We start from the raw sequence: 25,425 nt of genomic DNA, 5'->3' as shown, positions 1-25,425 counted from the left end.
CGGGTTGCCGAAGCTGCTACTGTGCCCGACAGACAGTGACCTAAGGAAGGGCCTTACAACCGCGCAAGCGGCGACCCAGGCCCGGGTCCTGCATCCGAAGGAGTTCAGTCCCTTGGACACGGCTTCGACCGTCGTCCGCCGATCCACCGTCGAGTACGCCCCCGATCTGCTACTCGATCTCGTCCGTCCCGCCGAAGCAGAGCATCCCTTGCCTGCGATCGTGTGGATTCACGGAGGTGGTTGGCGGCTTCAAGACCGCACTGCATGCCCAGATCTGGTGCAACACTTCGCACAGCACGGCTATGTCATGGTCAGCATCGACTACCGGCTCGCGCCCGGAACCTGCCACCCCGGCCAGCTCTTCGACGTCCGGCGGGCGGTGCGCTGGCTGCGTGCCAACGCCGCGGACCACGGCATCGACCCCGACCGGATCGGTGTGTGGGGCTCGTCCGCCGGTGGGCACCTCGCGGCATTGACCGGAGTGCACTCGGGCACAACACGATTGCCCGGGGAAGAACCCGCGACCGTCGACAGCTCGGTGCAGGCCGTCGTCGACGGTTACGGGCCCGCCGACCTACCCGGCCTCGTCGACCTCTCCGCGGAACGGACACCGGGGGAGGATCATTCCCCGGAGGCGTCGTTGCTCGGCGGCGCGATCCGCGACCGGCTGGACGCCGCGAGATCCGCGAGCCCCGCACTGCAGGTGGCGCCTGGAGCGCCGCCGTTTCTGGTCATGCACGGGCTCGGCGACAACCTGGTGCCGTTCACGCAGAGCGTCGCGTTGTACGACGCGCTCGTCGCTCACGGCAACGACGCCGTTCTCTACCTGATCGAGGGATTCGGGCACGGGTTCTTCAACCCGGGCCACGTCCTCGAACTCGGCCCCGACCAGACCCTCGACCAAGGCCGTCTCGAACGAGATCCGCAGGCGCCCGCCTCCACTCGCGCGGTGAGCGTCGTCGGTCGCGCGCTGACCGACAGGTACCCCTCTGCTTCGTTCGCCGCGGTCGAAGCCTTCTTCTCGCACACACTGAAACCAGGTACCGGCACACCATGACTACTTTCGACATTCCCGTCCTCGACGAGATCCAGGCTGCCGCTCCGCAACTCGACGCCCTCCCCGGCCGCTGCGTGCCCTACGCCATGGCCGCCGGTGAAGGCGAGCGCCACGAACTCGGCGGGCAACTGATCACTGTCGTCGCCCGGCCGGAAGACACCGGCGGGCAATTCGGTGCCGCATATGTGTACGGCGGCAAGGGAACCGAGACGCCGTTTCTCGCCCACGATCGCGAGCACCGCTTCCTGTACGTCACCGACGGACGGCTGCAGATCTGGTTGCCGGGCGAATCGCACCTGCTCGTGCCCGGTGACTCGGTCACCGTCCCGGCCGGGACGCCGTACGCCTACCGCATGCTCGCGCACCGGACGCGGTTCCTGAGCTGGCTCACCGTCGGCGACGGGCACCGGTGGTCGCAAGCCACCGGGCAGGCCACCCCATCGCACGTCTTCGACGCCGAGGCTGCGCCGATGTCGGACGCGCGGCAATCCGAACTCGCGGACCGGTTCGGTGTCCGGGTCCACGATCTCGAGAAGACGGACCTGCCTGCGGTGACCGGCACGTCCTTGCCCGCCGCGGAGTCCCCCTACGTGCTGCAGGCGGGCGAAGGCGACCGCTGGGCGAGTCTCGACCAGCTGAACACCTACCTCGCACGGCCGCGGAACACCGGCGGAACGTATTTCGCGATGCACACCATGGGCGGCAAGAGTGCGTACATTCCCCGTCACTTCCACCGCGAGCACACCGAGAACTTCGTCTGCATCGAGGGTCGAATTCTCCTGCACGCCAACGGCCGGGAGATCATGCTGACCAAGGGTGATTTCCTCCATGCGCCTGCCGGAACGATCCACAGTTTCGCGTTCGACAGCCACGACACGCAGATGCTCGGCCTGCTGACCACGGGCGTGTTCGAGAAGTTCTTCGAGTACATGAACGTCCCGACGGACGCGCATGTCCACACCGAGGGCGGCGACATGCAGTTCCCGGCCGAAGGGTTCGCGCGGGCGCGTGCGGAGCTGGACCTCGAGGTCGTCGGGCCGCCGCCGGCGCGCGGCGACGGACGGTGAGCCCCGCCCGCTGCGCACACCGCCGGAGCGGCTGAGCTCTACACTCGTGCCATGGCGATCCAGAGCACCGTCACCCGGGCAGAGTCCCTGGTCGCCCACATCCAGGACCGGATCGCCGCGGGTGAACTCGCGCCCGGTGATCGGGTGGGCACCCGCAAGGAACTCCAGGCGGAGTCGGGGATGGCCCGCGGAACGGTCATCGAGGCGGTCCGGCTCCTGCAGGATCGGGGGGTCATCACCGTCCGGCCCGGGCCCGGCGGTGGCCTGTTCGTCGCCGAACCGTCCTCGGTGGTCCGGCTCGGCCGCACCCTGCTGACCGTCGAGGGCGACGCGGCGGGAGTCGCCGACGCGATCGCCGTCCGGGAAGAACTGGAACCCCTCGTGACGGAGCTGGCCGCCCGGCACCGGGCCGACGCCGACGTCGCCGACCTGCGGCAGGTGATGACCGTCCTCGAGGATTCGGCCGGTGACCCCGAGGCGTTCATCCGTGCTGTGTGGGATCTGCACCGCCGGATCGTGGCGATCGGCCCCAACCAGGTGTTGCGCGAAACCTATCTGAGCCTGGAAACCTATGTGGAGCAGCACGCGACGCGCGCGAGCCGCGAACGAAGCGCCACCAATAGCGAGTACTTCGCGCGACGGATCGACGTGCACCGTGCGCTGGTCGATGCGATCGAGTCCGGCGACGCGACCCGAGCCCGCGCGGCCGCTCAGGCGCACGCTCACTGAGCGATCACTTCTCGCAGTCTTTCTCGATTCCCGTGCTTGACAGGGGGCAGTGGTCTGTGGCTACCATCACACATAACGGTTATAACCGTTTATCGGAGGAGTCGATTCTCCCCCCACCGACCAGGAGTGTTCCGCATGAATTTCTCCACGTCCTCACCCGGCGGCCGCGGCAGAGTGCTCGTGCCCGTCCTCTGCTGGGCTGCCCTCCTCAGCGACGGATACGACCTGTTCGTCTACGGCGCCACCCTGCCCGCCCTGATCGGGCACGCCCCGTGGTTCATTACGGCGGGGGCGGCAGGCACCGTGGGCAGCGCTGCCCTGGTCGGAGTCCTCGTCGGCTCGCTGACGGCCGGGACGCTCACCGACATCCTGGGCCGTCGCCGCCTGTTCCTCGCGTGCCTGACGCTCTTCTCGACGGCAACCCTGGTCACCGCGATCGCCCCGACCTTCGAGATCTTCGCCGCCACCCGGCTGGTGGCCGGCCTGGGGATCGGCGGGTTGATGCCCACCGCCATCGCGATGGCGGCGGAGTTCGCGTCCCCGGCCTACCGGTCCCGGATCCTCGGCATGGTGCTCACCGGACCGGCGTTCGGCGGCGTCCTCGCATCGACGGCGTCCCTGGTGCTGCTCGAGGAGTTCGGTTTCCGTCCGGTCTACGCACTCGGTGCGGTTCCGCTGATCACGTTGCTGCCGTTGGCGTTCGCGTTTCTGCCGGAGTCGCGGGCGTTCGTCGCCGAACGATCCTCCGAGGAACGGGCGTCGAAGTCGCCGGTCGCCAAACTCTTCGGTGACGGGATGGGGCGGGCCACGGTCGGCATCTGGTTCGTCGCGATCTGCAGCATGCTCACCATGTTCGGGGTGACAACCTGGCTGCCGCAGATCATGCGCAATGCCGGTTACCCGATCGGTTCGGCGGTGACGTTCCTGCTCGTCTACAGCGCCGGCGCCATCGTCGGAACGCTGCTCGCCTCCGTGCTGGCCGAACGGTTCGGACCCAAGCCGCTGGTCCTGACCGGGTTCTCCACGGCCGCAGTCTCTCTCGCACTGATGGGCACGCACCCGCCGACCGCCGTCCTGATGCTGCTGGTGGCGCTGGCCGGATTCGGCGGCCTCGGCACCCAGAACATGCTCAACGATCACATCGCGACGTTCTACCCGGCCCGGTTCAGGGCAACCGGGCTCGGGTGGGCGCTCGGAATCGGACGGGCAGGCGCGATCGCGGGCCCCACGTACGGCGCGTTCTTCGTCGCCGGTGGCGGTGCCGTCATCGTCAGCTCACTGGCGTTCGCCGTGCCCGCGCTGATCGGCGGCGTCGTGATGGCGACCCTCCCACGACGCCCCCGCGCCACCCCCGCCGCCGCGAACAACCATTTCGAAGCAACCACCGCGCGCAGCACCGAAGTTTCCCGCTAGAACTCGTCACCGAACGGTGGCGGACGAAAAGGATGAAATAGATGAAGATTGTCGGCTACCGCAAGAAGGATCAGGACGCCGTGACCGTGGGTGTCCTCCGCGACGGCTTCGTTCGACCGCTCGCCCCGCTCGAGGAGTTCTGGAGCGACGCCGCCGGCTGGGTGGCACGGGCGGAACACCTCGAATCGCCGGAGATCGACGTCACGCTCGTGAGCGTGGTGCCGCCGGTGCCCGACTCCGCCCGCGTCATCTGCGTCGGCCTCAACTACAAGGCCCACGCCGCCGAGGGCGGCTTCACCCCGCCGCCCTACCCCACGTTGTTCGGGCGGTGGACCCCGTCGCTGAGCGTCGACGGAGCCCCGACGCCGGTGCCGGCCAACGAGGCGGGCCTCGACTGGGAGGGTGAGGTGGCCGCGTTCATCGGCACCCGGCTCGAAAGCGTCGACGCGGCCACCGGCCAGGCCGGGGTGCTCGGCTACGCCTGCTTCAACGACCTCACCGCCCGCAAGGCGCAGAAGCTGACCGCGCAATGGACGCTCGGCAAGAACGGCGACCGGTCCGGCCCCCTCGGCCCGCTGGTTCCCGCCGGTGAGGTCGGGGATCTGTCCGCGGGTCTGCGGGTGCAGACCCGCGTCAACGGAACGGTCGTGCAGGACGGCAACACCCGGGACCTGATCTTCCCGGTCGGCGAGATCATCGCCCTCGTCAGCGAGACGTTCACCCTGCACCCCGGCGACATCATCGCCACCGGCACCCCGGAGGGCGTCGGCTACGTGCGGAACCCCCCGTGGCTGCTCGGGCCCGGCGATATCGTCGAGGTGGAGATCGACAAGCTCGGCGTCCTGCGGACCCCGATCGTCGATGCCAGCGGAAGGAAGGGCGCATGACCGACGTCGCGTCCGGTGTCGACCGGACACCGGTACTGATCGCCGGCGGCGGGCCGTCCGGGCTCGCGGCCGCGCTCGAGCTGGCCCACCACGGGGTGGCAAGCCTGGTCGTCGAACCGAGGGTTGATGTCGACGCCGAACGCCCGCGCGCCAAGACCACCAACGCCCGCACCATGACGCACCTGCGGCGGTGGGGACTGGCCGACGAGGTGCGTGCCGCGTCGCCTCTTCCCGTCGAGTGGGCGCAGGACATCGTGTTCTGCTCGACTCTGCTGGGCCACGAGATCACCCGGTTCGAGAACGGCTTCCAGCTCGACGTCGCCACTCCGACGCTGGCGCCCGAACGCGGCCAGCAGGCACCACAACCTGTCGTGGAGACCGTGCTTCGGGAGGCGGTGCAGCGCAGCGAATTCGCCACCCTGCAGCTCGGGGCGCGGGTCACGTCGCTCGAGGAACTCCTCGACGGCACCGTCCGTGCGACGGTGGAGGGTCCGGGGCAGACCCGAACGGTCGTGGCGGACTACGTCCTCGGCTGCGACGGCGGCGCGAGCATCGTGCGCGAGTCCATCGGCGCCCGCTTCGAGGGCACGTCGGGCGAGCGCCCCAACCTCAGCATCCTGTTCCGTGCGCCGGGCCTGGCCGAGCGGGTGCCGTTCGACGGGGCCGTCCACCATTGGGTGATGGCACCCGGGGCGGCGGGCATAGTGGGCCGGCTCGACCTGTCGGACACCTGGTGGGCGATCGTGCAGGGCGTCGACGTCCGGGACGAGGAGGTCGACGCCACCGCGCTCGTGCACAGCCTCATCGGAGAGCCGGTCCCGGTCGAGATCATCGCCACCGACCCGTGGGTGGCACGAATGTTGCTGTCCGACAGCTACCGCAAGGGTCGGGTGTTCCTCGTCGGCGACGCCGCGCATCTCAATCCGCCGTGGGGCGGGCACGGGTACAACACGTGCATCGGTGACGCCGTCAACATCGCGTGGAAGCTCGCGGCGACGCTGCGCGGCTGGGCCGGGCCGCAACTGCTCGACAGTTACGAAGCCGAACGCCGGCCCGTCGCCGCCCGCACCATCGCCGAAGCCGGAGCGCAGGAAAAGGCTCTGGCGCACCACTTCTCCACTGTCGAGATCGGTCAGGACGGCCCCGCGGCAGACGAGGCGCGCCGCCGCACTGCAGAGGCGCTCGCCGTGAAGAAGAGCGAATTCCACTCGCTCGGACTCGTTCTCGGCTACGCCTACACCGACTCACCCGTCATCGTGCCCGACGGTTCGACGCCGCCGGCGGAAGATCCCGTCGAGTACGTGCCCACCTCGTGCCCCGGAGCGCTACTGCCGCACGCGTGGTTGGGCGACGGCCGTTCGCTCTACGACGCGCTCGGCCCGGAGTACACCCTCGTCGTGTTGGACGACGTGGGATCCTCGCGGCGTACCGCCGAACTCGACGCGCTGACGGCGAAGGCCGCGGAAGTCGGCGTCCCTCTGACGGTGCTGCGGCTGTCCGACACCGGTGGATCTCTGGGCAGTCTCCTCGGCGCCCCCTTCGTCCTCGTCCGACCCGACCAGCACGTGGCGTGGCGGGGCGGCGACCTCGCGGGCGCCGAGAAGGCGATCGACCTCGCGGCGGGATGGTGAGAACACCTCCCCTCGCCGGACGCTCCACCTCCACACTCGAGAAGGAAGATTCACGTGTCTGCTCTCCATGAGGCGCCCCAGACGGCGACCAAGCTGCTCGTGACCGCCATGGGTTTGATCGATACGTTCGACCCCCGGCAACGGGCGACCGCGATCATCGACGATTTCGACGACCCGCGGCGGCTGAACTGGGACATCATCCCCAAACCGGACCGCACCGGCATCCCGCTCCACCAGTTGGACCGTCACCAGAAGGTGCTGGTGTGGGATCTGATCCGGATGGCGGTGCCGCTGCGCACCTTCACGAAGGTGCTCTCGATTCCGCAACTCGAGCACGTGCTCCGGGACTACGAGCAGGACTTCCTCGGACCGGCACTGCAGACGTGGCGCACCTCGGATTCGTACTTCCTGACGTTCTTCGGCAGGCCGGGATTCGAGGACACCTGGACGCTGCGTTTCCTCGGTCACCACGTCTGCCTCAACCTGACCATCGTCGACGAGCGGTGGATCTCCGCCACCCCGGTCGCGCTGGGCGCCCAGCCCACCGAGTACGACGGGGTGCTCAAGCCCCTTGCCGACGACGAGGGCCTGGCCTTCGACCTGCTGGCCTCCCTGGACGACGAGCAGCGCGGCCTCGCCGTCATCCACGATGTCGCCCCCGCCGACTTCGTGACCCGGCAGGTGCCGCGGATCGGGGCCTACGAGTACCCCGACCATTACGACCTCGGCATGCCCGGGTACACCATCACCGACGCCGACCGGGTCGCCCTGAAGTTCGTCCGCGACCGGCCGTCCGGGATCAGCGGCGCGAAGTTGTCCGGTGACCAGCAGCACACGCTGCTGGGGATCGTGGACTGCTATCTCGAGCGACTGCCCGAGGAAGCCGGCGACCGCCACCGGCAGGCGCTGCGAGAGGGGGGCATCGACCGGGTGTTCTTCGCGTGGGCCGGTGCGCAGAAGCGCGGCGCACCGCACTACTTCCGCGTCCACACCGACCGGTACCTCATCGAAGCGGTCAACTCCGTCGGCGGTGGGAACCACCTGCACACCGTGCTGCGGGACTTCGACAACGACTTCGGGCACGACCTGCTCGCACTCCACGCCGGGACCGACTCGAAGTGGGGCGGCGGGCACCTGAGCAGCCGGACGGTATCCAGCGAACAGTCCGATCCGCACCTCGAACCCTGAACGCCGCTCGGCCCCGCACAGCGCTGAGCGGGGCCGACTCCGGCCCGCGGAGTGTGAGACTCGTCAAGTTTGTCCATTTCGGTTTCCCTGTTGCCTGATCAGTGGCGACACTGGTGAAGCTGATATTTAACGTGGACGAAACAATGAGGTGGATTGTGTTGGGGCGCTCGAAGGCAACCGTGGTGTACTCGGTGTCGGGTCGACCGTCCAACCCGTTCGCGCGACCCGTCGATCGCTTCGCGGCCACCCTGAAATCCGTCATCGTCACCCTCGGGGGTCTCGCGATCGTGCTCGCCGCCGTGATCGGCACCTGGGAGTACCACCAGGAGAGTGCGCGGGCCGCGCAACAACGCGCCACCACAACCCTCGTCGAGGCCGTCACCAGCGCCGACGCCCCGATCACCCTGTCGCCCCGCGGCTCGGTCCGGACCACCCCGATGGTGAAGGCGACGTGGGCCTGGGGCTCCGAGTCCCGCACCGACAGCATCGAGGTCCCCTCGGGGACCCCGGCGGGCACCTCGACGACCATCGCCGTCGGCGACGACGGAAGCTGGGCCGGCCCGCGGATCACGACCTCCGACGTCGTCAGCGCCGCGGTCGCGGCAGTGCTCGTCACCCTCGCCGCGAGCGCGCTGCTCCTGGGTGCGGTGTGGGCGATGTGCTCACGCGCGGTCGAACGCCGCCGCCAGCAGTACTGGGACGAGAGCATCCGCAGGCTGTTCGCGACCTACAGTCGCTGATCCTCCCGCAGGCCGGTTCGACAGGCCTCGCACCTCACCTCCGGCGGAGCTGAATCCGCTTCGGACGACACCCGATCGCGTTGTGCCGTGTCGGTTTCGGTGGACTCACTCCGGGTTATTCAGGTGATGCCGAGGAAAGGTGGGAGCCATGTCCGACCGGGATGCTTCTATATTCGAAAGCGAACGCGAGCTCGACGAAGAGTCCGTCCGTAAGGCGCAGCGGACCGTCGCCCACCACTCGATCGATGCCGAAGACTGCCGGATGCTACTCGCTGCCCTCGGCATCCCCCTCGTGCGCGACCTCGAGAACGAATCACTCTCCGGCACGGCCGGCGCCGAATCTCTCTGACCGGCGCGTCTCGCGAGACGCCCCACGGGACCGCTGCTGGGCGACAGGCGTTCACAGCGACTCCACAGCGAAGCTCGAGGGTGCCCGCACCGGCGACCGCTTGTATGGGATGTAACCCGAACAGCCCATGGAGAGGTCCTCATGACGAACAGCCCGCGTCACCACGCCGACGAAGTGCACGAGCACGATCGCGGCCTCAGCCACGACCTGAAATCGATGTTGTCGCGTCGCCGCGCACTGTTCGTGTTCGGCGCGGCGGGTGCGACCGCGCTCGCCGCGTGCTCGACCGCGGGATCGACGGCGACGTCGTCCTCGACAGGGGCGGCCGCGACCACGGCGGAGACGGTGAGCGACGGCACGTGCGTGGCGGCGGCGCCGCAGGAAACGGCCGGACCGTATCCCGGCGACGGGTCCAACGGCCCGAACGTGCTGGTCGAGTCGGGGATCGTGCGGCAGGACATTCGCAGTAGCTTCGGCGCGTACACCGGGACGGCGGAGGGTGTCGCGACGACCATCGAACTGAACCTGCAGGACCTGACGAAGGACTGCGCGGCCGGCGCGGGAATGGCCGTCTACCTGTGGCACTGCGACCGGGACGGCGAGTACTCGCTCTATGGTCAGGGCATCACCGAGCAGAACTACCTGCGCGGCGTTCAGCTGGCGGACTCCGCGGGCACGGTGTCGTTCACGTCGATCTTCCCGGCCTGCTACTCGGGACGGTGGCCGCACATTCACTTCGAGGTGTTCGACTCACTGGAATCTGCGGTGGCGGGCGAGGACGCCCGGTTGACGTCGCAGATCGCTGTGCCGCAGGACGCGTGCACCACGGTCTTCGCCTACGACAGCGGTTACGCGAACAGTGTCGGCAACCTGTCGAAGGTCTCCCTGGACTCGGACAACGTCTTCGGGGACGGCTGGGATGCCGAGTTGGCCACCGTGTCGGGCGAACCCGCCACCGGTATGACGATCTCGATCACGATCGGTGTCGCCGAGAAGTCGGCGAACGCGCAGTCCGCGCCGAGCGGTCCCGGTGGGGGTGGCGGACAGCCGCCGAACGGGGCGCCCGGCCGGTAGCCGTCGCGCTCGGTTCCGTCGTCGGTCAGCTGACGTGCCACCCGGGTGGACGGTCGAGTTCGTTCCATTCGCGCGTCAGCTGAGCCTGCTGGCGGCGGGACGCGACCCAGTGGACGACGAGGAACAGGAGGCAGTACCCACCGGTCGCGGTCACCCAGATCCCGCACGCGACGCTCACCGCCGTGGCGGCGTTCTGCGAACCGGTCTCCGGCGCCGGGACGAGATCGCCGCTCTGGTCGAGCCAGACGGTGACGGTCTGGCCGGCCTTCGCGGCCGATTCGGTCGGAACGTCGGCGGTGTGCGTCTGCCCGTTCGCCGACCACTGCACCCGTGCGTGGGCTTGATACTGGGGTGAGGCGGGCAGGGGTTCTCCTGCGCTCCCGGTGCGGGAATCGTCGACGAGCGTGGCGGGTGTCGGGTGCTGGGTGGCGAGTTCGGCTCGCGTCTGCTGGTCGAGCCGCGAGTACGTCTCGGTTCCGTAGGCCGCGGCCAGTGGGATCATCATGAGCACGAAGAACACCCCGATGAGGACCATCGCGGATCGGAGCCGGTCGCACCCCCGCATGAGAGGGTTGCGGCTCCATGGACCCAGACGCCACAGGCGTATCGGCGCTGCACACGTTTCGCTCATCGCGCACCTCCGGGTGGTTGCCCACCACCATTGTGCAACCGAAACGCCTGCACGTGTAGGGCCTTCTGGCAGGTGTTCGCGCGCGGTCGGCGTGGCTGCGTCAGACCCGCCGGGACAGGTCGGGCGACGGGGGAGCTGTCACGCGCCGATGCCGGTGAAGGCTTCGGTCAGTGCCTCGATCCCGGCCCGGACCGTGGGGCGGTCGTTGTCGGCGCGGCGGAGCGCGTAGATCTCGCGCTCGAGTGTGGGACGCACCGGGACGATCGCCACGTTGTCCGGTACCCAGACGCGGGCCAGGCGCGGCACGAGTGCGGCGGCGAGACCGTGCGCGACGAATTCGAGTTGAGCCGCGAATTCGGGCACTTCGTACCTGATATCCGGTTCGACGCCGCGGTTGCGCAACGTCTGCACCAGCCAGGTGTGGTACACCGCGCCCTTCTTCCACGTCGTCCACGGCATGTCCGCGATCTCGTCGAGGTCGACGTGGTCGCGAGAGGCCAGCGGATGGTCCCGGGACAGTGCGACGTCGGCGGAGTCGCGGTGCACCAGGGTGTGGACTGCGTCCTCGGGCAGGTGCAGCGGCATCGTGACCCAGCTGTCGACGACGGCGAGGTCGAGTTCACGGCGCACGATCGCGGGTATGAGGTCCTCGGTCTCGCCGGCGAAGAAGCTGACCGCGAGCTGCGGGTGGCGCCTGCGCAGCGTCGCCACGGCAGTCGGCACGACGACTCTGCCTGCGGAGGAGAAGGACCCGATTCGCAGTTCTCCCACCACATCGCGGTCGAGGGAGACGACTTCGGATTCGGCCTGCGCCAGAAGCGATATCACTTCCTGCCCGCGACGGGCCAGGAGCCGGCCCGCATCGGTGAGCTGGACGCCGCGGCCTGCGGGCACCAGGAGTGCGACGCCGACCTCCCGTTCGAACTTTCCGAGTTGCTGCGACACCCCGGACGGCGTCACGTGCAGGGCGCGGGCTGCGGCGCCGATCGATCCGTGTTCGGCGACAGCGCACAGCGCGCGGAGGCGATCGACACTCAACATAGTAGTAATGCTACTGTTTTCATGACACGACTATTCACTTGTTGTAATGGTTGGAGCCTCGGAGAATTCTCGGTGTGACTACCGCCCTCCGTTTGCGTCCCCGTGCCCTCGTCAGCCCCTCCTTCAGCGTCGCGTCCGTGGATCCGCGACTGCTGGTGCTGGCGGGTGCGGTGGCGACTTCGCTGACCGGCAGTCTCATCAAGCTGTCCGGGGTGGAGCCGGCCACGTCGACGTTCTTCCGGTGTGTGCTGGCGCTGCCCATCCTCGGTCTCCTTGCGCTGCAGGAGTTTCGGCGGTACGGCGGGATTCCGCGTCGGGTGATCGCGGCCCAGGTGCTCGGCGGGATGATGCTCGGCGTCGACTTCGCGCTGTGGGCGCGATCGATCCACCTGATCGGCGCCGGAATCTCCACCGTCGTCGTCAACGTGCAAGTCGTCGTCGTGCCACTGCTCGCGTGGGTCTTCTTCCGTGCACGAGTGCCGGTCCGTTTCGTCGTGGCGGTTCCCTTCCTGTTCGCCGGCGTGGCGCTCGCCGGCGGAATCCTCGGCGGCAGCGGCGACGGCGATCAGCTGTTCCTCGGAACTCTGCTGTCGCTGGCGGCGGGCGTGGCCTACGGGATCTACATCTTCGTCATCGGCCGCGCCGGATCCGCACACCGGGCGTCGTCGCAGGTGTTCGTGTCGACGATCGCCGCGGGCGTCGTCGGGACCGCAGTGGGATCACTGTGGGGAACGGTGGACCTGACGCCGGGATGGCCCGCGCTGGGATGGCTGGCGGCGCTGTCGTTCAGCAGCCAGGTACTCGGCTGGGTCCTCATCGGATTCGCCCTGCCGCGGCTCGCCGCCGAGGTGGGCGCCACGTTGCTACTGCTCCAGCCGGTGCTGGCGATGCTGTTCTCCATCGTGATCGTGCACGAGCGACCCAGCATCGGGCAGTTCGCCGGCTGCGCACTCGTCGTCGCAGCGGTGTGGATGGTCACCCACGTGAAGCCGGCGGACCGTCGTCCGGTGACCGCCCGAATCGCCGAATGACCCGGGTGCGGCGCCTGCCCGTGTTCACCCCGTCCGCAGCGACGGCTCGTCGGCGGGCGGTTCGGGTGGGCGCTGTCGCTGCTTCGCCGAGTACAGCTCGCGGTCGGCGTGTCGATAGAGCGCGGTGAGTGGGTCGGCCTCTCCGGTGCACGACGCGGCGCCGAAGCTGAACGGGGTAGGGCTCTGCCGGGCGAGTTGCGCCGTCACGCCGGGCAGCTCGGCGTGATGCTCGCCAACCACGCAGGTGACGAACTCGTCGCCGCCGACCCGGGCGAGAAGGGCGCCGCGGGGCATGTGCGCGGCGAGGTAGTTGGCGAGGTCGACGAGAACCGCGTCGCCCGCGGCGTGGCCGTAGTGGTCGTTGGTCGACTTGAACTGGTCGACGTCGATGAGGACCAACGACACGGAGACCTGTCCCGTGCCCGCGCTTTCGAGCGCATGCCGGAACGCGAGCTCGAACCCGGCGCGGTTGAGCAGGGCCGTCAGTCCGTCGGTGCTGGCCGATTCGATCAGGGTCCGGGTGAGGGACCCGAACATCCCGGCCGCGCCGACTACGCAGGTGACGGCCACGACGAGAACGGCGGCCTTCACGGTCACCGTGTCCACTTCCACCGGCACCAGCGTGAAGGCGGTGGGCGCGACGACGACTCCGACCACCATCAACCCGGTGAGGCATCCGACGAGGAGCCTCGACTGCCGTTTCGGGTAGAACACGACGAAGTACATCGCCAGGAACATCGCCGCGATCGCGCAGAGCAGTTGGGCGACGGCGAGAACGAGACCGGACATGACGATCGGTGTGGCGAGCAGTGCCGCCGCCGTGCAGACCTGGTAGGCGCGTCGGCTCGGCCTGCGCCCGCCCCGGTGCAGCACGACGAGTGCGAACACTCCGAGGAGAATGCCCGCCGTGCGAGCGGCGACGGTCTCCGGCCGGATCGACAACCCGACCATGGGCGGGAGGACGAACCCCGCGAGGTGCAGCGCAGTCGTGATCCACAGGTAGCGGCGCAGGATGCGCGGCTGATAGTCCTGCAGGACCGTGTCGACGGACGAAGCAGCGAGGGGCCTCACCCTCGCAATTATCCAGGACCTGTCCCGGAAAGGGCGGGCTCTCGCGACCGCCCCTCCCGGGAGACCGAGTCAGCTGGGCGTGGACGCGGGAATTTGCGTGGCGTCGTCGTGCCACGGCGGTGTCTGGATGCCCGCGCCTTCGTACATCGGGAGTCGAATCCCTTCGCCGTACCGGGCGATCTGGTCCCAGGGGCGGTTGAGGCCGAACGTGCCGTAGGTGCGGACCCGGGTCACCGCGTCGAGGTCGAGGGTGTCGACGAGGACTTCTTCTCCCGACCCTGCCTGCTGGCGGATGATGCCCTCGGGGTCGACGACGACGCTTTCGCCGACTCCGGCCGGGTCGGCGCCGTTCACGTTGACGACGTAGACCTGGTTGGTCCACGCGTTGGCGCGGGAGCAGACGAGTTCCATCTCGCGGTCGCGGGTGGTGGTGAGGGTCGGCTGGATGATCACTTCCGCGCCGAGCCAGGCCAGTTGGCGCGCGGTTTCCGGGAAGGAGCCGTCGTAGCAGATGGCCAGGCCGATGCGGCCGATGCCGGGAATATCGAAGACGACGAACTCGCTGCCGGGTGCGGTCTGCTCGTACGGCTGCCAGGGGAAGACCTTGCGGTAGCGGGCCACCACCTCGCCGAGAGGTGATACGGCGATGGCGGTGTTGTAGATCTTGTCGTCGTCGCCGCGCTCGTAGAGGCTTCCCGGCACCAGCCACAGGCCGGTCTCCTCGGCGAGTGCGCAGATCCGGTCGATGTGGGGGCCGGCGAGTGGGAGCGCCACCTTGTCCATCCAGTCGGCGCGGGCCTGCAGTAGGGGCGCCTCCGCGGCCAGCACGAGTTCGGGGACCACGACGAGTTCGACGTGCGGGAAGGTGTCCCGGACGGCGCGGACCTGGTCGGCGAACCGCTGCCAGGTGGCCTCCACGTCGAACGGGACGGGGGCGGTCTGGATGGCGGCGATGGTCAGTGTGCGCATGGGTTCAGTCCTCTGTGACGGTCAATTCGGTGACGGCGGTGCGGCCGTCTCGGAAGAAGCGGCGGAAGCGGGTGCGGACGAGCACCATCGCCACGGCGCCGACGGCGATCGAACCGACACCGAGCAGGAACACCCCGCCGATGCCGTGGAACGAGGTCGCCCCGTAGTCCGGGTCGAGCATGTCGTGGGCGCTGCGTGCGAAGGCGGCGAGCATGATCGTGCCCCCGAGTGCGGGCAGGATGCCCCGGAGGAACAGGTCGCGCGGCGAGTCGGTCAGGCGGTGGCGGAAGTACCAGACGCAGGCGAGACCGGTGACACCGTAGTAGAACGCGATGAGGAGGCCGATCGAGAGGATCGCGTCGCCGAGGAAGTTGCCGGAGACGAGCGTGAGGGCGGTCAGCAGCACCGCGGCGGTCGTACCGAAGAACACGGTGCCGAACGCGGGCGTGCGGTACGTGGCGTGGATTCGGGTGAAGGCGCGGGGAAGCGCGCCGTGGGTGCCCATGGAGAGGGTGGCGCGTGAGCTGCCGATGACACAGGTGAGCAGCGCCGAGATAGCCGACACACAGATGGCGAGTTCGACCACCTTCGACAGTCCCGCGCCGAGTACCGGCGGCCCGAGCGTGGCGAGCACGTCGCCCGCGTTGTCGGGATTGCCCAGGCCCAGCCCGTCGGTGCCGATGCCGGCGAAGCTGATCGCGGCGAATCCGGTGAACAGATACGTGCCCAGCAGGACGAGGGTGGAGATCACCGCGGCCTGACCCGGGATGCGGTCGCTGTCACGGGTTTCCTCGTTGACGGTGATCAGCGCGTCCCATCCCCAGTAGATGAACAGGCACAGCAGTACCGCCTCCGCGAAGGAGCCGAAGCCGCCGAATGCGAACGGGTTCAGCCAGGACAGGCTCGGTGTGGAGGCGCCGGTGCGGGCGAACGCGGCCGCTCCGAAGCCGAACAGGGCGACCAGTTGCAGCCCCAGCAGCACGTACTGCACGGACGCGGCCAGTTGCAGCCCGCGGTAGGCGATGGTGGTGACCGCAGCGACGATCAGGACCGCGGTGACGATCACCGCGACGTTGTCGGACGCCAGCGAATCCAGGCCGAGCAGGGTCAGGAGGTATCCGGCTCCGACGCGGGCGAGTGCCGTCATCGCGATGAGGGTCGCGATCTGCACCACCCAGCCGCCGGAGAGCCATCCCGTGTGCGGACCGAACGCGCGGGTGGTCCAGACGAACGTGGTGCCGCAGTCCGGCATCTCCCGGTTCAGCTCGCGAAAAGCGAACGCCGTCAGAAGGATCGGAACGAAACCGAGGAGGAGGGCGGCGGGGGCGAGGTTGCCGACGACCATCGTCACGAAACCGAGCGTGACCGCGATGCTGTACGCCGGCGCGACCGAGGACAGGCCGAGCGCGACTGCGGCGAGCAGACCCACGGAGCCGCCCCGCAGTCCCTTTCCGGTGGGTGCTGGTGGTGGGTCGAGACTCGTCTCGGCGTCGGTGGGATTGGTCGACACGGTGACTCCTGAGATCGGGGCGGATTCTTTAAATAAAAATTTAAGAACAGTGTGATCTACGTGTCAATACCTGGGCAGGTATTGTCTAAATCTCCATATAGAAACCGGGGAAGAGTGGAGCGAGGGCAGTGGCACGGAAGAAGGATCAGGGGGCCCGCCGGGCCGAACTCGGTGAGGCCGTCCAGCGGGCGGTGCTCGCGCGCGGACTGGAGGGGGTGCGTCTTCGTGACATCGCGGAGCAGGCCGGGGTCACCCCTGCGGCGGTGCTCTACTACGGCGACCTGGACGCGTTGATCTACGAGACGTATCAGCGGGCCATCGAACGGTTCAGCCAGGAGCGCGAGCGCGTCGCCGACCAGTTCCCCGACGCGCGCGACCGCCTCCGGGCCTGCATCGACCACGGCGTCGCGAGCGGACCGGACGACGAACTGGTCCGACTGCTGTTCGAGTGCTGGCCACGATCGCTGCGCGACGCCAAGGCGGCGGCCCTGGACAGTTCGCTGACCGAGCGCCAAATCGCCGTCTACTACGGCATTCTCGTCATCGGGCAGACTCAGGGTCACTTCACGCTCACCGACCCGCCGCGCCTGCTCGCAGCGAATTTCGTGGCCATGGAGGACGGCTATCAGATGGAGGTGCTGGCCGGCCGTCGCAGCCGCGCCGAGGTGATCACCAGCCTCCACTCCTACGCGCGCGCGGCCACCGGACACGATCTGAACGGTTAGGCAGGGTATGGGGAACTGTGAGTAACAGATAGGTTGGGTGCGCGTCGCCAGGCCCGGCCGCCGAGCACCGACAAGGAGCCTCCCATCAAGATCCTGCAGAACGTCTCTTCTCCGGACTAACGACTGCCAGTGGATTTCGGAGAGGGCGGTGGTGTCCCGGCTCAAGCGTTGCAGCGATATCCTGGTAGGACGTTTTCGTGAGGTGAGCGCCGTGCTGCATCGTCAAGGGTGTCTCGGATCGGGTGAATCGGCGTAGCCGATGGTTGATGCCGATCCGTACCGGACACAGCGCGCGGTGGATGCTTCAGTCACAGCGGAGCTAGCAGCCGCCGGGCTCGAAGACGCCCAGGAAATCGGGCGCGGGGGCTTCGGCGTTGTCTACCGGTGCATCCAGACTGAGCTGGACCGAACGGTCGCGGTGAAGGTCCTCACCGCCGACATGGAAGCGGAGAACCGGGCACGATTCTTCCGGGAACAGCAGGCGATGGGCAGGTTGACCGGCCACCCGAACATCGTCCCTGTCCTGCAAGCCGGTGCTACCGCCACCGGCCGCCCCTACATCGTCATGCCCTATCACCCGCAGGACTCCTTGCAGGTGCGGATCCGAGACCACGGTCCCCTGCCATTGAGCGACGCGCTGCGGCTCGGAGTAAAACTCGCTGGCGCGGTGGAGACGGCGCACCGCCTCGGCATCCTGCACCGCGACGTGAAACCGGCGAACATCCTGCTCACCGACTACGGCGAACCCGCGCTCACCGACTTCGGTATAGCGCACATCGCCGGAGGATTCGAGACGGCCACCGGCACCGTCACGGGCTCACCGGCCTTCACCGCGCCCGAGGTGCTGGCAGGCGATCCGCCGACCTCCAGTTCGGATATCTACGGTCTCGGGGCGACGCTGTTCTGCGCGCTCACCGGCCACGCCGCGTTCGAACGGCGCAGCGGTGAACAGCTGGTTGCCCAGTTCCTGAGGATCACAACACAGCCGGTGCCGAATCTGCGTGAACAGGGAATCTCCGCCGACGTGGCGGAAACGATCGAGCGGGCGATGTCGACGAATCCGGACGACCGCCCGTCCGCCGTCCAGCTCGGCGACGAACTCCGCGAGATCCAGCTCCACCGGGGATTTGTGGTCGACGGAATGGCCTTGCAGGGCGTTACGGGGTCCTCGCCGCGGAAACTGCCGAACTCTGTCGTGCAGCGCCTGACGATGGCGCGCACCGTGGGGGACGTCAAGACGAATATTTGCCTGGAACTCACCAGTTTCGTCGGCCGACGGAACGAGGTGACAGAACTCAAGAACCTGTTGTCGGTGTCCCGTTTGGTGTCGCTCACCGGGATCGGTGGTGTGGGGAAGACGCGCCTGGCGTTGCGGGTCGCGACCATCACGCACCGCGATTACGCCGACGGAGTGTGGCTCGTGGAGCTGGGCGAGCTGCGTGACGAGTCGTTGCTCGTCGACATGGTCGCCGCATCTCTCGGATTGGGTGATCACTCGGCCAGGCCGTTGATCGAGGTGCTGGTGGAGTTTCTGGTTCCGCGCGAGCTACTGCTGGTCTTCGACAACTGCGAGCACATCCTCGTCGGGGCCGCGGGGTTGGCCGAGACGCTGCTGCGGACGTGTCCGGGATTGCGAATCCTCGCCACCAGCCGCGAGCCACTCGGTATCGGCGGGGAATCACTGCTCCGGGTGCCCCCGCTCACTGTCCCCGACCCCGACCGACGGCCCTCCCTGCAGGGGCTGCCCAGCTACGATGCGGTGACCTTGTTCGCCGATCGCGCAGCAGCAGCTGTACCCGGATTCGAGCTCACCGAGGACAACGGTGTCGCGGTCGCCGGGATCTGCCATCGACTGGACGGATTGCCGCTGCCGATCGAACTGGCGGCGACACGGTTGCGGGCGATGTCGCCCGAGCAGATCCTTGCGCGGCTGACCGACCGTTACACGCTGCTGACCCGCGGCAGCCGAGGCGCACCCTCTCGTCAGCAGACCCTTCGGCTGTGTATCGATTGGAGCTACGATCTGTGCACCCCGCAGGAGCAACAGTTGTGGTCTCGGCTGTCCGTGTTCGCCGGTAGCTTCGAACTCGATGCGGTGGAACAGGTCTGCGGGATGGGCCTGGCATCGTCGGATCCGCTTGACGTCGTGGCCTCCCTGGTGGACAAATCGATCGTGATCCGGGTGGAATCCGGCTCGGCCGTGTGCTTTCGGCTGCTCGAGACCCTGCGAGAGTACGGGCATGAGAAGCTCCAGGCCACCGAGGATTATGTCGAACTGCGTCGACGGCACCGCGACTGGTATGAGCAACTGACCGCCGAGGCTGAAGCCGAGTGGATCAGCTCCCGGCAACTGGACTGGATCGCACGATTCGAGCGAGAACAAGCGAATCTGCGGGAGGCGATAGAGTTCTGCGTGTCCGACAGCCCCAACATCGGACTTCGCATCGCCGCGAGCTTGCTCCCCTTCTGGCTCTCCCGGAGCTTGCTCAGCGAGGGACGATACTGGCTGGGCCGCGTCCTTGCACACCTTCCAGCGGAGCCGACCCTGGAGCGAATCAAAGCGGTGTACGCCGGGAGCGTCCTGGCCGAATTGCAGGGCGACCTCTCCGCGGGGGCCGCACTGGTGGAGGAGGGCCGCGGGCTGGCCGAACAGACAACCGACGCGGTGAGCCACGCATACATCGAGTACGCGGACGGCCTTCTCTCCCTTTTCAGAGGTGATCCCACTCGCGCCTGCGCGCGACTGGAAAGCGCCGGCACCGTTTTCCGCACACAGGAGGACGTTTCACACGTCGGGGTCCTGCACCGGCTGGGGATGGCCTACGAACAACTCGGCGAATCCCAGCGGGCGAGTGACTGTTACGAACAGATCGTCGCGATCACGCAGGCGCACGGTGAATCGATGTACCAGTCGTTCGCGCTCTGGGCGATGGGTGACGCGGTGTGGCGCCACGGTGATACCGATCGGGCAGTTCAGCTACTCGAACAGTCACTGCAGTTGACCCGGCGGGTGAACACCCCGCGCACCGCCATCGCGTGCCTCGAGACACTGGGCTCGATCGCCGCCGAAGCGCATGACGCGCGACGCGCGGTCATCCTGATGGCGGCCGCCGACGAACTCGGACGCACCGTGGGCAGCCCCACGGTGGGGTTCCCCCAATTACTCGTCTCCCGCGAGGAGTCCGAACAGAGAGCCTATGGAGCGCTCGGCAAGAGCTCCGTGGAGGCGGCGCGCCGAGAGGGTCGGCGCTTGGGCTTTGACGCCGCCATCGCCTATGCCCTCGGCGAACGGCTCGCGGACGCGCCGCTTGATACCTCAGTGAAACTGACCAAACGTGAACGGCAGGTCGCCGAACTGATCGCCGCCGAGGGCCTGACCAACAGGGCGATCGCCGCACGACTGGTGATATCGCCCCGCACTGCGCAAGGTCACGTGGAGCACCTACTCACCAAACTCGGTTTCACCTCCCGCGCGCAGATCGCAGCGTGGGTCGTCGAGCAGGACCGGCAACCATGACACACGAAATGGCGAATGAAGACGGAGACGGGGATTTCCTCGATCCCCGGCCCCGGTAGATTTTCTGCAGTTGCGGATCTATCTATCCGCGCCAAAGCGAGGAAGGGATGAGTGCTGCTGGGCGACCGGTGATCTGGTCGCCCAGCAGGCCACCGGGTGTCAGGCCGGGCGGTCGCCTCTGAGGGTGACGCGGTGCATGCGCCTGTAGTGCGGGTGATAGTCGCCGACCGCGTAGTGTTGCGTCGACCGGTTGTCCCAGATCACGAGGGAGTTCGGTTCCCAACGGAATCGGACCTGATATTCCGGGGTCTTGGCGAGGCCCGTGAGCATGTTTCGTAGCGAGTCGCTCAGTTGCGGAGGAACCCCGGAGATGCGTGAGGTGAACAACTCGTTGACATAGACGAGTCTGCGACCGGTTTCTGGATGCTTGCGCACGACGGGGTGGGTCATCGGAGGATACTTTCGGCGTGTTTCCTCGTACCGTGCTTCCCCGTCCTCTCCTTGGCGGACGACGCCGGTCAGTTCCTTTTCCCAATCGTGCACGGCCTCGAGCCCGTCGATGAGGTTCTTCATCGTCTCCGGTAGCGCGTCATACGCGGCAGTCATGCTCGACCACAGTGTGTCACCGCCGCAGGGCGGGATGTCCTGGGCGTGGAGGCAGGTCGCGGAATTTGGAGTCGCCTGCCAGGTCAGATCGGAGTGCCAGACATCGGTTCCGGCTGCGCGACCGCGAGATTCGAGCACCTCGATGAACGGGTTTCCCGGAAGGGAGGGAAAGAATGCACTTACTTCCTGGGGGTCTCCGAACACCTTCGCGAATCGGAGCTGATCTTCTGGCTCGAGGTGCTGATCGCGAAGAAACAGGACTTCGTGTTCCAGGAAGGCTGTGCGCAGTTCGGTCTGGCACTGCGGTGTGATCTCGTCACGAAGATCCAGGCCGTGGATGAATGCCCCGATGGTGGGTGTTGCGCGTTCCAGGGTGAATGTTTCGTAGCGTGATTCATTGCTGCTCATAGGGTTTCCTTCCGTCAGCGTGTTATCTGTTACTAGATTTGGGCGAATTCTGTGCCGCGGCGGGCGGAGCCTGAAGCCCTAGAGCACAGGACGGTGAGCACCCCTTCTCCGAGAGGTTGTTCTTTCAGGAGTTGTGGGACCCGATCAGAGTTCGCTGTCATTGTGAGTGCTCCGTGCCCGAGGGGCGACGTCCATGAGGGGTATCACTCCGAGTAGGTGGGAGTGCGGAGCCCGCTCACGTTATCGGTGCCGATTCCGCTGTCGGCTTGCGTGTCTTTTTTCCGGTTCGTCCGTCCGAGCACCAGTACGCAGACGAACGATAGTGCTGCGGTGACGAAGACATACAGGGAAATGGAGATGGACGCATGGGTTGCGCTGAGTAGTGTTCCGGCGATGAGTGGCGCGATGGCGCTGCCCAAGAGGTTGCCGAGGGTGGTGGCCAGCGACAGCCCGCTGTAGCGGACTCGTGCGTCGAACGCCTCGGAGAAGTATGCCGGCTGCAGCGCCCACGGGATGTATACGGCGATGGTCGCGGCGACGTAGCAGACAGCGATGAAGCCGTACGAGCCCGAGTCGAGCGCCCAGTAGAGGGGGAAGGCGAGAGAACCGATGAGGGCAAGGCCGAGCAGGAAGAGTCGTTGCCGGCCGAACCTGTCGGAGAGCGCACCTGCGATCGGGGTGACCACGAATCCGACCGCGGAGGTGACGATTACCAGAATCAGCATGGAACTTTGGCTCAGGCCGCCTGCCTCTTGCGTGTAGACGAAGTTGTACACGGTCAGGAGGTAGAAGAAGATGCCCGGCGACAGGCTGGCGCCGGCGACCAGGAGCACCTGCTTCGGATGTGTGCGAAGAACTTCGATGATCGGCAGGCGCACGACGGCGTGCACATCCTTGACCCGGTCGAACTCCGGACTCTCGGCGACCTGTACCCGGATGATCAGTCCGGTGATCACCAGTACCGCACTGAGGAGGAACGGAACACGCCACCCCCAGGCCATGAAGTAATCATCGGCCATTGCATCGAGGGGTAGGTACACGGTCATCGCCAGGATCAGTCCGACCGCCACCCCCGCCTGCGGCCAGCTGCCGAAGAAACCACGTCGGCTATCGGGGGAATGCTCCGTCGCCATGAGCGCAGCGCCACCCCATTCGCCGCCGAGCGCGAAGCCTTGCGTCAGTCGCAGCAGCACCAGCAGCACCGGAGCGAAGGCGCCGATGGTGGCATATGTCGGCAACAGGCCGATCAGTACGGTGGCGACGCCCATGATCAAGATGGTGACGACCATCATCGATTTTCGGCCCACCCTGTCCCCGAAGTGACCGAAGACGATGGCTCCGATCGGACGGGCGACGAAGCCGGCGGCGAAGGTCGAGAAGGCCAGCAGGGTTCCGATGGCCGGGTCGAAGCTGGGGAAGAAGTGATGGTTGAACACGAGCACGGCTGCGGTGCTGTAGATGAAGAAGTCGTACCACTCGATGGTTGTGCCGATCAGGCTCGCCAGTGCGACCTTCTTCGGCGAGCCTGCGCCCGCTGGTCGTGCGATTGCACCACCCATATTGTGCCTCCCGGCTATTTGACGAACATGGGTCACGCGGCGCGTGAACCCGTGGCGAATCAGAGCGTTTTAGGGCGCCTCTGTTTCTGAATAACGTGCACAGATCGAAACCACCAAATTACTTAAGTGGTCAATATCTTAATGCTGAGGCTAGTTGTGCGCAAGCTCTCATTTCTTAAAGTTTGAGCCCTCAACCTGCTGTTATGCCGAACCGCGAGACCGCAAGATTCAGACACTGAGTGACGAATGAAATAGAGCGGAAAATGGATTCCCCGGCCCGAAACGCCGCTACGCATCTCGGTGGAATCAGCCACGCATGGCCGGCACGAAGAAATAGACCGTGTGCACAGTTAACGATTTCCACTCGTGGGCGGAAAGCAAGAGAAATCCACGTCGGATTAATGTGCGAAACATGGTCAGCGGCAAGCTGGCACACCACGAACAGAAATGTCCGCAGAGATGCGGATCCTGGCGGGGTTGCCGGCACTCACCCGAGCCGCGCGGGGTGCGATCGTGTGGGACGTCAGCGTGGATTCGACCATCGCGCAGGCTCACCAGCATGCGGCGGGCGTGCGCTGGGCTCCCGAGGCGCAGTCCGTGCCGCCCGGCGACGTCGAGATCGAGCCCGCCGACCACGCGTTGCGGCGCTCCCGAGATGGGTGGACCACCAGGACGCATCTGGCCTACCTGGCCTACCTGGCCGCAGCGGTCCCTGATCACCTCGGCCGCGGCGTCAGCGTAGTCGTCCAGGTCGAACCGACGTCCGGGATCCCCGCTGCGCCCGGATCCCGGGGCGTCCCACGCGAGCAGCCTCGGGGAACTGTTGAGCTCACCGAATTGTGGTGCGAAACTGTCGGCGCTACCACCGATTCCGCGCAGCAGGAGCACGGGACCGGTGCCAGCCCCGACTACGTGCGCCACGACGCCCGCCCGCTGTCTACCCGCCCGTTGGACGGCACCTTCCTCACCCCTGACTGATTGTGTCCACATGCATCGACCTCGACTTCGTGGGCCGGGAGTCCCGGTTGCGCAACTCGCGCTCAACCACTCTGAGTGGCGCACCTCACGAGAACTCGGTTTTGGCCGATTTCCATAATTTTTACGGCCATAATGTCCAATATGACCTCTCAGGCTGCAGCAGAACTGGACCTTGCAATTATCGGCGCGCTGCAGCTCAACCCCCGCGCTGACTGGGCGGACTTGGCGGAGGCACTTCAGTACTCGCCGAAGACACTCGCCCGAAGATGGAAGCTGTTGTCCGAGAGCGGCTCGGCATGGATCGCGGTGGCTCCGGGCCCGACCTTCCTGCAATTCGGATGTGCCGCATGGCTTGCGATCACCTGCAGACCCCAGAGCAAGCATGACGTTGCAGAAGCCCTGATTGCCGAACCAGCAGTCGACACGGTATCGAGCACATCCGGGACGTCGGACTTCCATGTGATCGTGTTCGTCTCCAGCATTGCCGACCTCACCCGTCTGCTCACCGACCGCATCGAGGTGATCGAAGGAATCAGGTCGGTGGCAACGACGGTCGTGCTCACCAACTACACAGAAGGCGCGCGGTGGCGCGTCCAGGCGTTAGACGTGGAACAGGCCAATCTTCTTCAATTGCCCCAGGCAGCGCCCACACGCAGGAAAACGATTCCATTCCTGGACGATCTCGATCGTTCTCTGCTCGGAGCTCTGGCGAAAGATGGGCGTCAAGCATGGACCACACTCGGCGAGCAATGCGATGTGACCGGACCGACCGCGCGACGCCGCGTCGAAAGGCTGATCGACGGGGGCCACGTGGCCCTGCGCTGCGAGGGAGCGAACACACTTGTCGGACCAGTCGTTGAGACGACTTTCATGATCACGACCGCACCGAGCGAGTTGAACACGGTCGGCAACCTATTGAGCCGGATTCCAAAATGCCGAATTGCAAACGCCACTACCGGAACCTCGACAATCGTCGCCACGATGTGGTTTCAGACGATCAGCGAGATCGCGCCATTCGCGGCTGCACTCACGCGAGAACTTCCGTCCATCACCATTTCGGACCGGTTCATCAGCCTCCACACATTCAAGAGGGCAGGACACGTCCTTGATCAGGATGGACGAACCACCGGATTGATCCCACGGGCCATCTTCTAGCGGGAACCGAACAACCCGTAACCAGCCGACACCCGGAGCTCTTGGGGGTGACCGGTCATCGATCCGCTTCCGGAAGTTGAGTTGGGCGG

General features: G+C 66.8%; 22 protein-coding genes. 15 read left to right on the top strand and 7 right to left on the bottom strand.

Annotated features, from left to right (window positions below):
* The first annotated feature begins 112 nt into the window (after nucleotides 1–112).
* From JVH1_RS17015 to JVH1_RS16970, 10 genes are all read left to right on the top strand, one after another.
* Nucleotides 113–1,057: an alpha/beta hydrolase gene (locus JVH1_RS17015; RefSeq protein WP_009476981.1), complete on the top strand. Its 945-nt coding sequence runs from the start codon at nucleotides 113–115 to the stop codon at nucleotides 1,055–1,057.
* Nucleotides 1,054–2,124 (top strand): quercetin 2,3-dioxygenase, encoded by a 1,071-nt coding sequence (locus JVH1_RS17010; protein WP_009476982.1) that lies wholly within the window; start codon nucleotides 1,054–1,056, stop codon nucleotides 2,122–2,124. Before JVH1_RS17015 ends, JVH1_RS17010 begins: the two co-directional genes overlap by 4 nt.
* Nucleotides 2,125–2,175: 51 nt before the next feature.
* A complete protein-coding gene (locus tag JVH1_RS17005) occupies nucleotides 2,176–2,853 on the top strand; it encodes a FadR/GntR family transcriptional regulator (protein WP_009476983.1) in 678 nt (225 codons plus the stop codon).
* A gap of 135 nt (nucleotides 2,854–2,988) precedes the next feature.
* Entirely contained in the window at nucleotides 2,989–4,266 is a 1,278-nt protein-coding gene (locus JVH1_RS17000) for an aromatic acid/H+ symport family MFS transporter (RefSeq protein ID WP_009476984.1), read from the top strand.
* 41 nt (nucleotides 4,267–4,307) lie between these two features.
* The gene (locus tag JVH1_RS16995; RefSeq protein WP_009476985.1) at nucleotides 4,308–5,153 is read left to right on the top strand and encodes a fumarylacetoacetate hydrolase family protein; all 846 of its coding nucleotides are present in this window, start codon (nucleotides 4,308–4,310) and stop codon (nucleotides 5,151–5,153) included.
* Nucleotides 5,150–6,784: an FAD-dependent oxidoreductase gene (locus JVH1_RS16990; RefSeq protein ID WP_009476986.1), complete on the top strand. Its 1,635-nt coding sequence runs from the start codon at nucleotides 5,150–5,152 to the stop codon at nucleotides 6,782–6,784. The genes JVH1_RS16995 and JVH1_RS16990 overlap by 4 nt, the downstream gene beginning before the upstream one ends.
* A gap of 54 nt (nucleotides 6,785–6,838) precedes the next feature.
* Complete coding sequence (locus JVH1_RS16985) at nucleotides 6,839–7,972, top strand: DUF3500 domain-containing protein (protein ID WP_009476987.1); 1,134 nt, start codon at nucleotides 6,839–6,841, stop codon at nucleotides 7,970–7,972.
* Nucleotides 7,973–8,127: 155 nt separating this feature from the next.
* Nucleotides 8,128–8,712 (top strand): hypothetical protein, encoded by a 585-nt coding sequence (locus tag JVH1_RS16980; protein WP_009476988.1) that lies wholly within the window; start codon nucleotides 8,128–8,130, stop codon nucleotides 8,710–8,712.
* 148 nt (nucleotides 8,713–8,860) lie between these two features.
* Nucleotides 8,861–9,061 carry a hypothetical protein gene (locus JVH1_RS16975; RefSeq protein WP_009476989.1) on the top strand — a complete coding sequence of 67 codons (201 nt, stop codon included), beginning with the start codon at nucleotides 8,861–8,863 and terminating at the stop codon, nucleotides 9,059–9,061.
* Nucleotides 9,062–9,202: 141 nt separating this feature from the next.
* A complete protein-coding gene (locus JVH1_RS16970; RefSeq protein ID WP_009476990.1) occupies nucleotides 9,203–10,135 on the top strand; it encodes a 3,4-dioxygenase subunit beta in 933 nt (310 codons plus the stop codon).
* Nucleotides 10,136–10,160: 25 nt separating this feature from the next.
* Here JVH1_RS16970 and JVH1_RS16965 read toward each other — a convergent pair whose 3' ends face one another.
* Nucleotides 10,161–10,766 carry a hypothetical protein gene (locus tag JVH1_RS16965; protein ID WP_043780416.1) on the bottom strand — a complete coding sequence of 202 codons (606 nt, stop codon included), beginning with the start codon at nucleotides 10,764–10,766 and terminating at the stop codon, nucleotides 10,161–10,163.
* 138 nt (nucleotides 10,767–10,904) lie between these two features.
* Nucleotides 10,905–11,807: a LysR family transcriptional regulator gene (locus JVH1_RS16960; protein WP_009476992.1), complete on the bottom strand. Its 903-nt coding sequence runs from the start codon at nucleotides 11,805–11,807 to the stop codon at nucleotides 10,905–10,907.
* A 74-nt stretch (nucleotides 11,808–11,881) separates the two neighbouring features.
* Between JVH1_RS16960 and JVH1_RS16955 the strand changes: the two genes are divergently transcribed.
* On the top strand, nucleotides 11,882–12,838 hold the full coding sequence (locus JVH1_RS16955; protein ID WP_009476993.1) for a DMT family transporter: 957 nt from the start codon (nucleotides 11,882–11,884) through the stop codon (nucleotides 12,836–12,838).
* Nucleotides 12,839–12,862: 24 nt separating this feature from the next.
* Here JVH1_RS16955 and JVH1_RS16950 read toward each other — a convergent pair whose 3' ends face one another.
* The 3 genes from JVH1_RS16950 to JVH1_RS16940 all read right to left on the bottom strand — a co-directional run bounded on the left by JVH1_RS16950 (nucleotide 12,863) and on the right by JVH1_RS16940 (nucleotide 16,388).
* On the bottom strand, nucleotides 12,863–13,909 hold the full coding sequence (locus JVH1_RS16950) for a diguanylate cyclase (RefSeq protein ID WP_009476994.1): 1,047 nt from the start codon (nucleotides 13,907–13,909) through the stop codon (nucleotides 12,863–12,865).
* 69 nt (nucleotides 13,910–13,978) lie between these two features.
* Nucleotides 13,979–14,878, bottom strand: coding sequence for a carbon-nitrogen hydrolase family protein (locus JVH1_RS16945; protein ID WP_009476995.1), 900 nt, complete (start codon nucleotides 14,876–14,878; stop codon nucleotides 13,979–13,981).
* Between the two features lie 4 nt (nucleotides 14,879–14,882).
* Nucleotides 14,883–16,388: an APC family permease gene (locus tag JVH1_RS16940; RefSeq protein WP_009476996.1), complete on the bottom strand. Its 1,506-nt coding sequence runs from the start codon at nucleotides 16,386–16,388 to the stop codon at nucleotides 14,883–14,885.
* 128 nt (nucleotides 16,389–16,516) lie between these two features.
* On the opposite strand from JVH1_RS16940, the gene JVH1_RS16935 reads away from it, so the two are divergent.
* Nucleotides 16,517–17,113, top strand: coding sequence for a TetR/AcrR family transcriptional regulator (locus JVH1_RS16935; RefSeq protein WP_009476997.1), 597 nt, complete (start codon nucleotides 16,517–16,519; stop codon nucleotides 17,111–17,113).
* Between the two features lie 259 nt (nucleotides 17,114–17,372).
* Entirely contained in the window at nucleotides 17,373–20,630 is a 3,258-nt protein-coding gene (locus JVH1_RS16930) for a protein kinase (RefSeq protein ID WP_043780418.1), read from the top strand.
* Between the two features lie 159 nt (nucleotides 20,631–20,789).
* Here JVH1_RS16930 and JVH1_RS16925 read toward each other — a convergent pair whose 3' ends face one another.
* Together JVH1_RS16925 and JVH1_RS16920 are read right to left on the bottom strand one after the other, a co-directional pair.
* The gene (locus JVH1_RS16925; RefSeq protein ID WP_009476999.1) at nucleotides 20,790–21,644 is read right to left on the bottom strand and encodes a TauD/TfdA family dioxygenase; all 855 of its coding nucleotides are present in this window, start codon (nucleotides 21,642–21,644) and stop codon (nucleotides 20,790–20,792) included.
* A gap of 203 nt (nucleotides 21,645–21,847) precedes the next feature.
* Entirely contained in the window at nucleotides 21,848–23,203 is a 1,356-nt protein-coding gene (locus JVH1_RS16920; protein ID WP_009477000.1) for an MFS transporter, read from the bottom strand.
* 447 nt (nucleotides 23,204–23,650) lie between these two features.
* On the opposite strand from JVH1_RS16920, the gene JVH1_RS16915 reads away from it, so the two are divergent.
* Nucleotides 23,651–24,181 carry a hypothetical protein gene (locus tag JVH1_RS16915; protein ID WP_009477001.1) on the top strand — a complete coding sequence of 177 codons (531 nt, stop codon included), beginning with the start codon at nucleotides 23,651–23,653 and terminating at the stop codon, nucleotides 24,179–24,181.
* 141 nt (nucleotides 24,182–24,322) lie between these two features.
* Nucleotides 24,323–25,336 (top strand): Lrp/AsnC family transcriptional regulator, encoded by a 1,014-nt coding sequence (locus JVH1_RS16910; RefSeq protein WP_009477002.1) that lies wholly within the window; start codon nucleotides 24,323–24,325, stop codon nucleotides 25,334–25,336.
* The last annotated feature ends 89 nt before the right edge of the window (nucleotides 25,337–25,425 follow it).

The sequence above is a fragment of the Rhodococcus sp. JVH1 genome, from assembly GCF_000280725.2.
In the GTDB taxonomy this organism is placed as follows: domain Bacteria; phylum Actinomycetota; class Actinomycetes; order Mycobacteriales; family Mycobacteriaceae; genus Rhodococcus_F; species Rhodococcus_F jostii_A.
Note: the sequence above shows the minus strand (reverse complement) of the source record. Positions and strands in the feature narration are given on the sequence as shown.

Bases quoted from the DNA above. Each gene is read 5' to 3' on its own strand.
- JVH1_RS16915 (WP_009477001.1), top strand. From the start codon at position 23,651: ATGTCCGCAGAGATGCGGATCCTGGCGGGGTTGCCGGCACTCACCCGA.
- JVH1_RS16965 (WP_043780416.1), bottom strand. From the start codon at position 10,766: ATGAGCGAAACGTGTGCAGCGCCGATACGCCTGTGGCGTCTGGGTCCA.
- JVH1_RS16920 (WP_009477000.1), bottom strand. From the start codon at position 23,203: ATGGGTGGTGCAATCGCACGACCAGCGGGCGCAGGCTCGCCGAAGAAG.
- JVH1_RS16960 (WP_009476992.1), bottom strand. From the start codon at position 11,807: ATGTTGAGTGTCGATCGCCTCCGCGCGCTGTGCGCTGTCGCCGAACAC.
- JVH1_RS16925 (WP_009476999.1), bottom strand. From the start codon at position 21,644: ATGAGCAGCAATGAATCACGCTACGAAACATTCACCCTGGAACGCGCA.
- JVH1_RS16930 (WP_043780418.1), top strand. From the start codon at position 17,373: ATGGTTGATGCCGATCCGTACCGGACACAGCGCGCGGTGGATGCTTCA.
- JVH1_RS17010 (WP_009476982.1), top strand. From the start codon at position 1,054: ATGACTACTTTCGACATTCCCGTCCTCGACGAGATCCAGGCTGCCGCT.
- JVH1_RS16945 (WP_009476995.1), bottom strand. From the start codon at position 14,878: ATGCGCACACTGACCATCGCCGCCATCCAGACCGCCCCCGTCCCGTTC.
- JVH1_RS17005 (WP_009476983.1), top strand. From the start codon at position 2,176: ATGGCGATCCAGAGCACCGTCACCCGGGCAGAGTCCCTGGTCGCCCAC.
- JVH1_RS16975 (WP_009476989.1), top strand. From the start codon at position 8,861: ATGTCCGACCGGGATGCTTCTATATTCGAAAGCGAACGCGAGCTCGAC.
- JVH1_RS16990 (WP_009476986.1), top strand. From the start codon at position 5,150: ATGACCGACGTCGCGTCCGGTGTCGACCGGACACCGGTACTGATCGCC.
- JVH1_RS17000 (WP_009476984.1), top strand. From the start codon at position 2,989: ATGAATTTCTCCACGTCCTCACCCGGCGGCCGCGGCAGAGTGCTCGTG.
- JVH1_RS16970 (WP_009476990.1), top strand. From the start codon at position 9,203: ATGACGAACAGCCCGCGTCACCACGCCGACGAAGTGCACGAGCACGAT.
- JVH1_RS16910 (WP_009477002.1), top strand. From the start codon at position 24,323: ATGACCTCTCAGGCTGCAGCAGAACTGGACCTTGCAATTATCGGCGCG.
- JVH1_RS16995 (WP_009476985.1), top strand. From the start codon at position 4,308: ATGAAGATTGTCGGCTACCGCAAGAAGGATCAGGACGCCGTGACCGTG.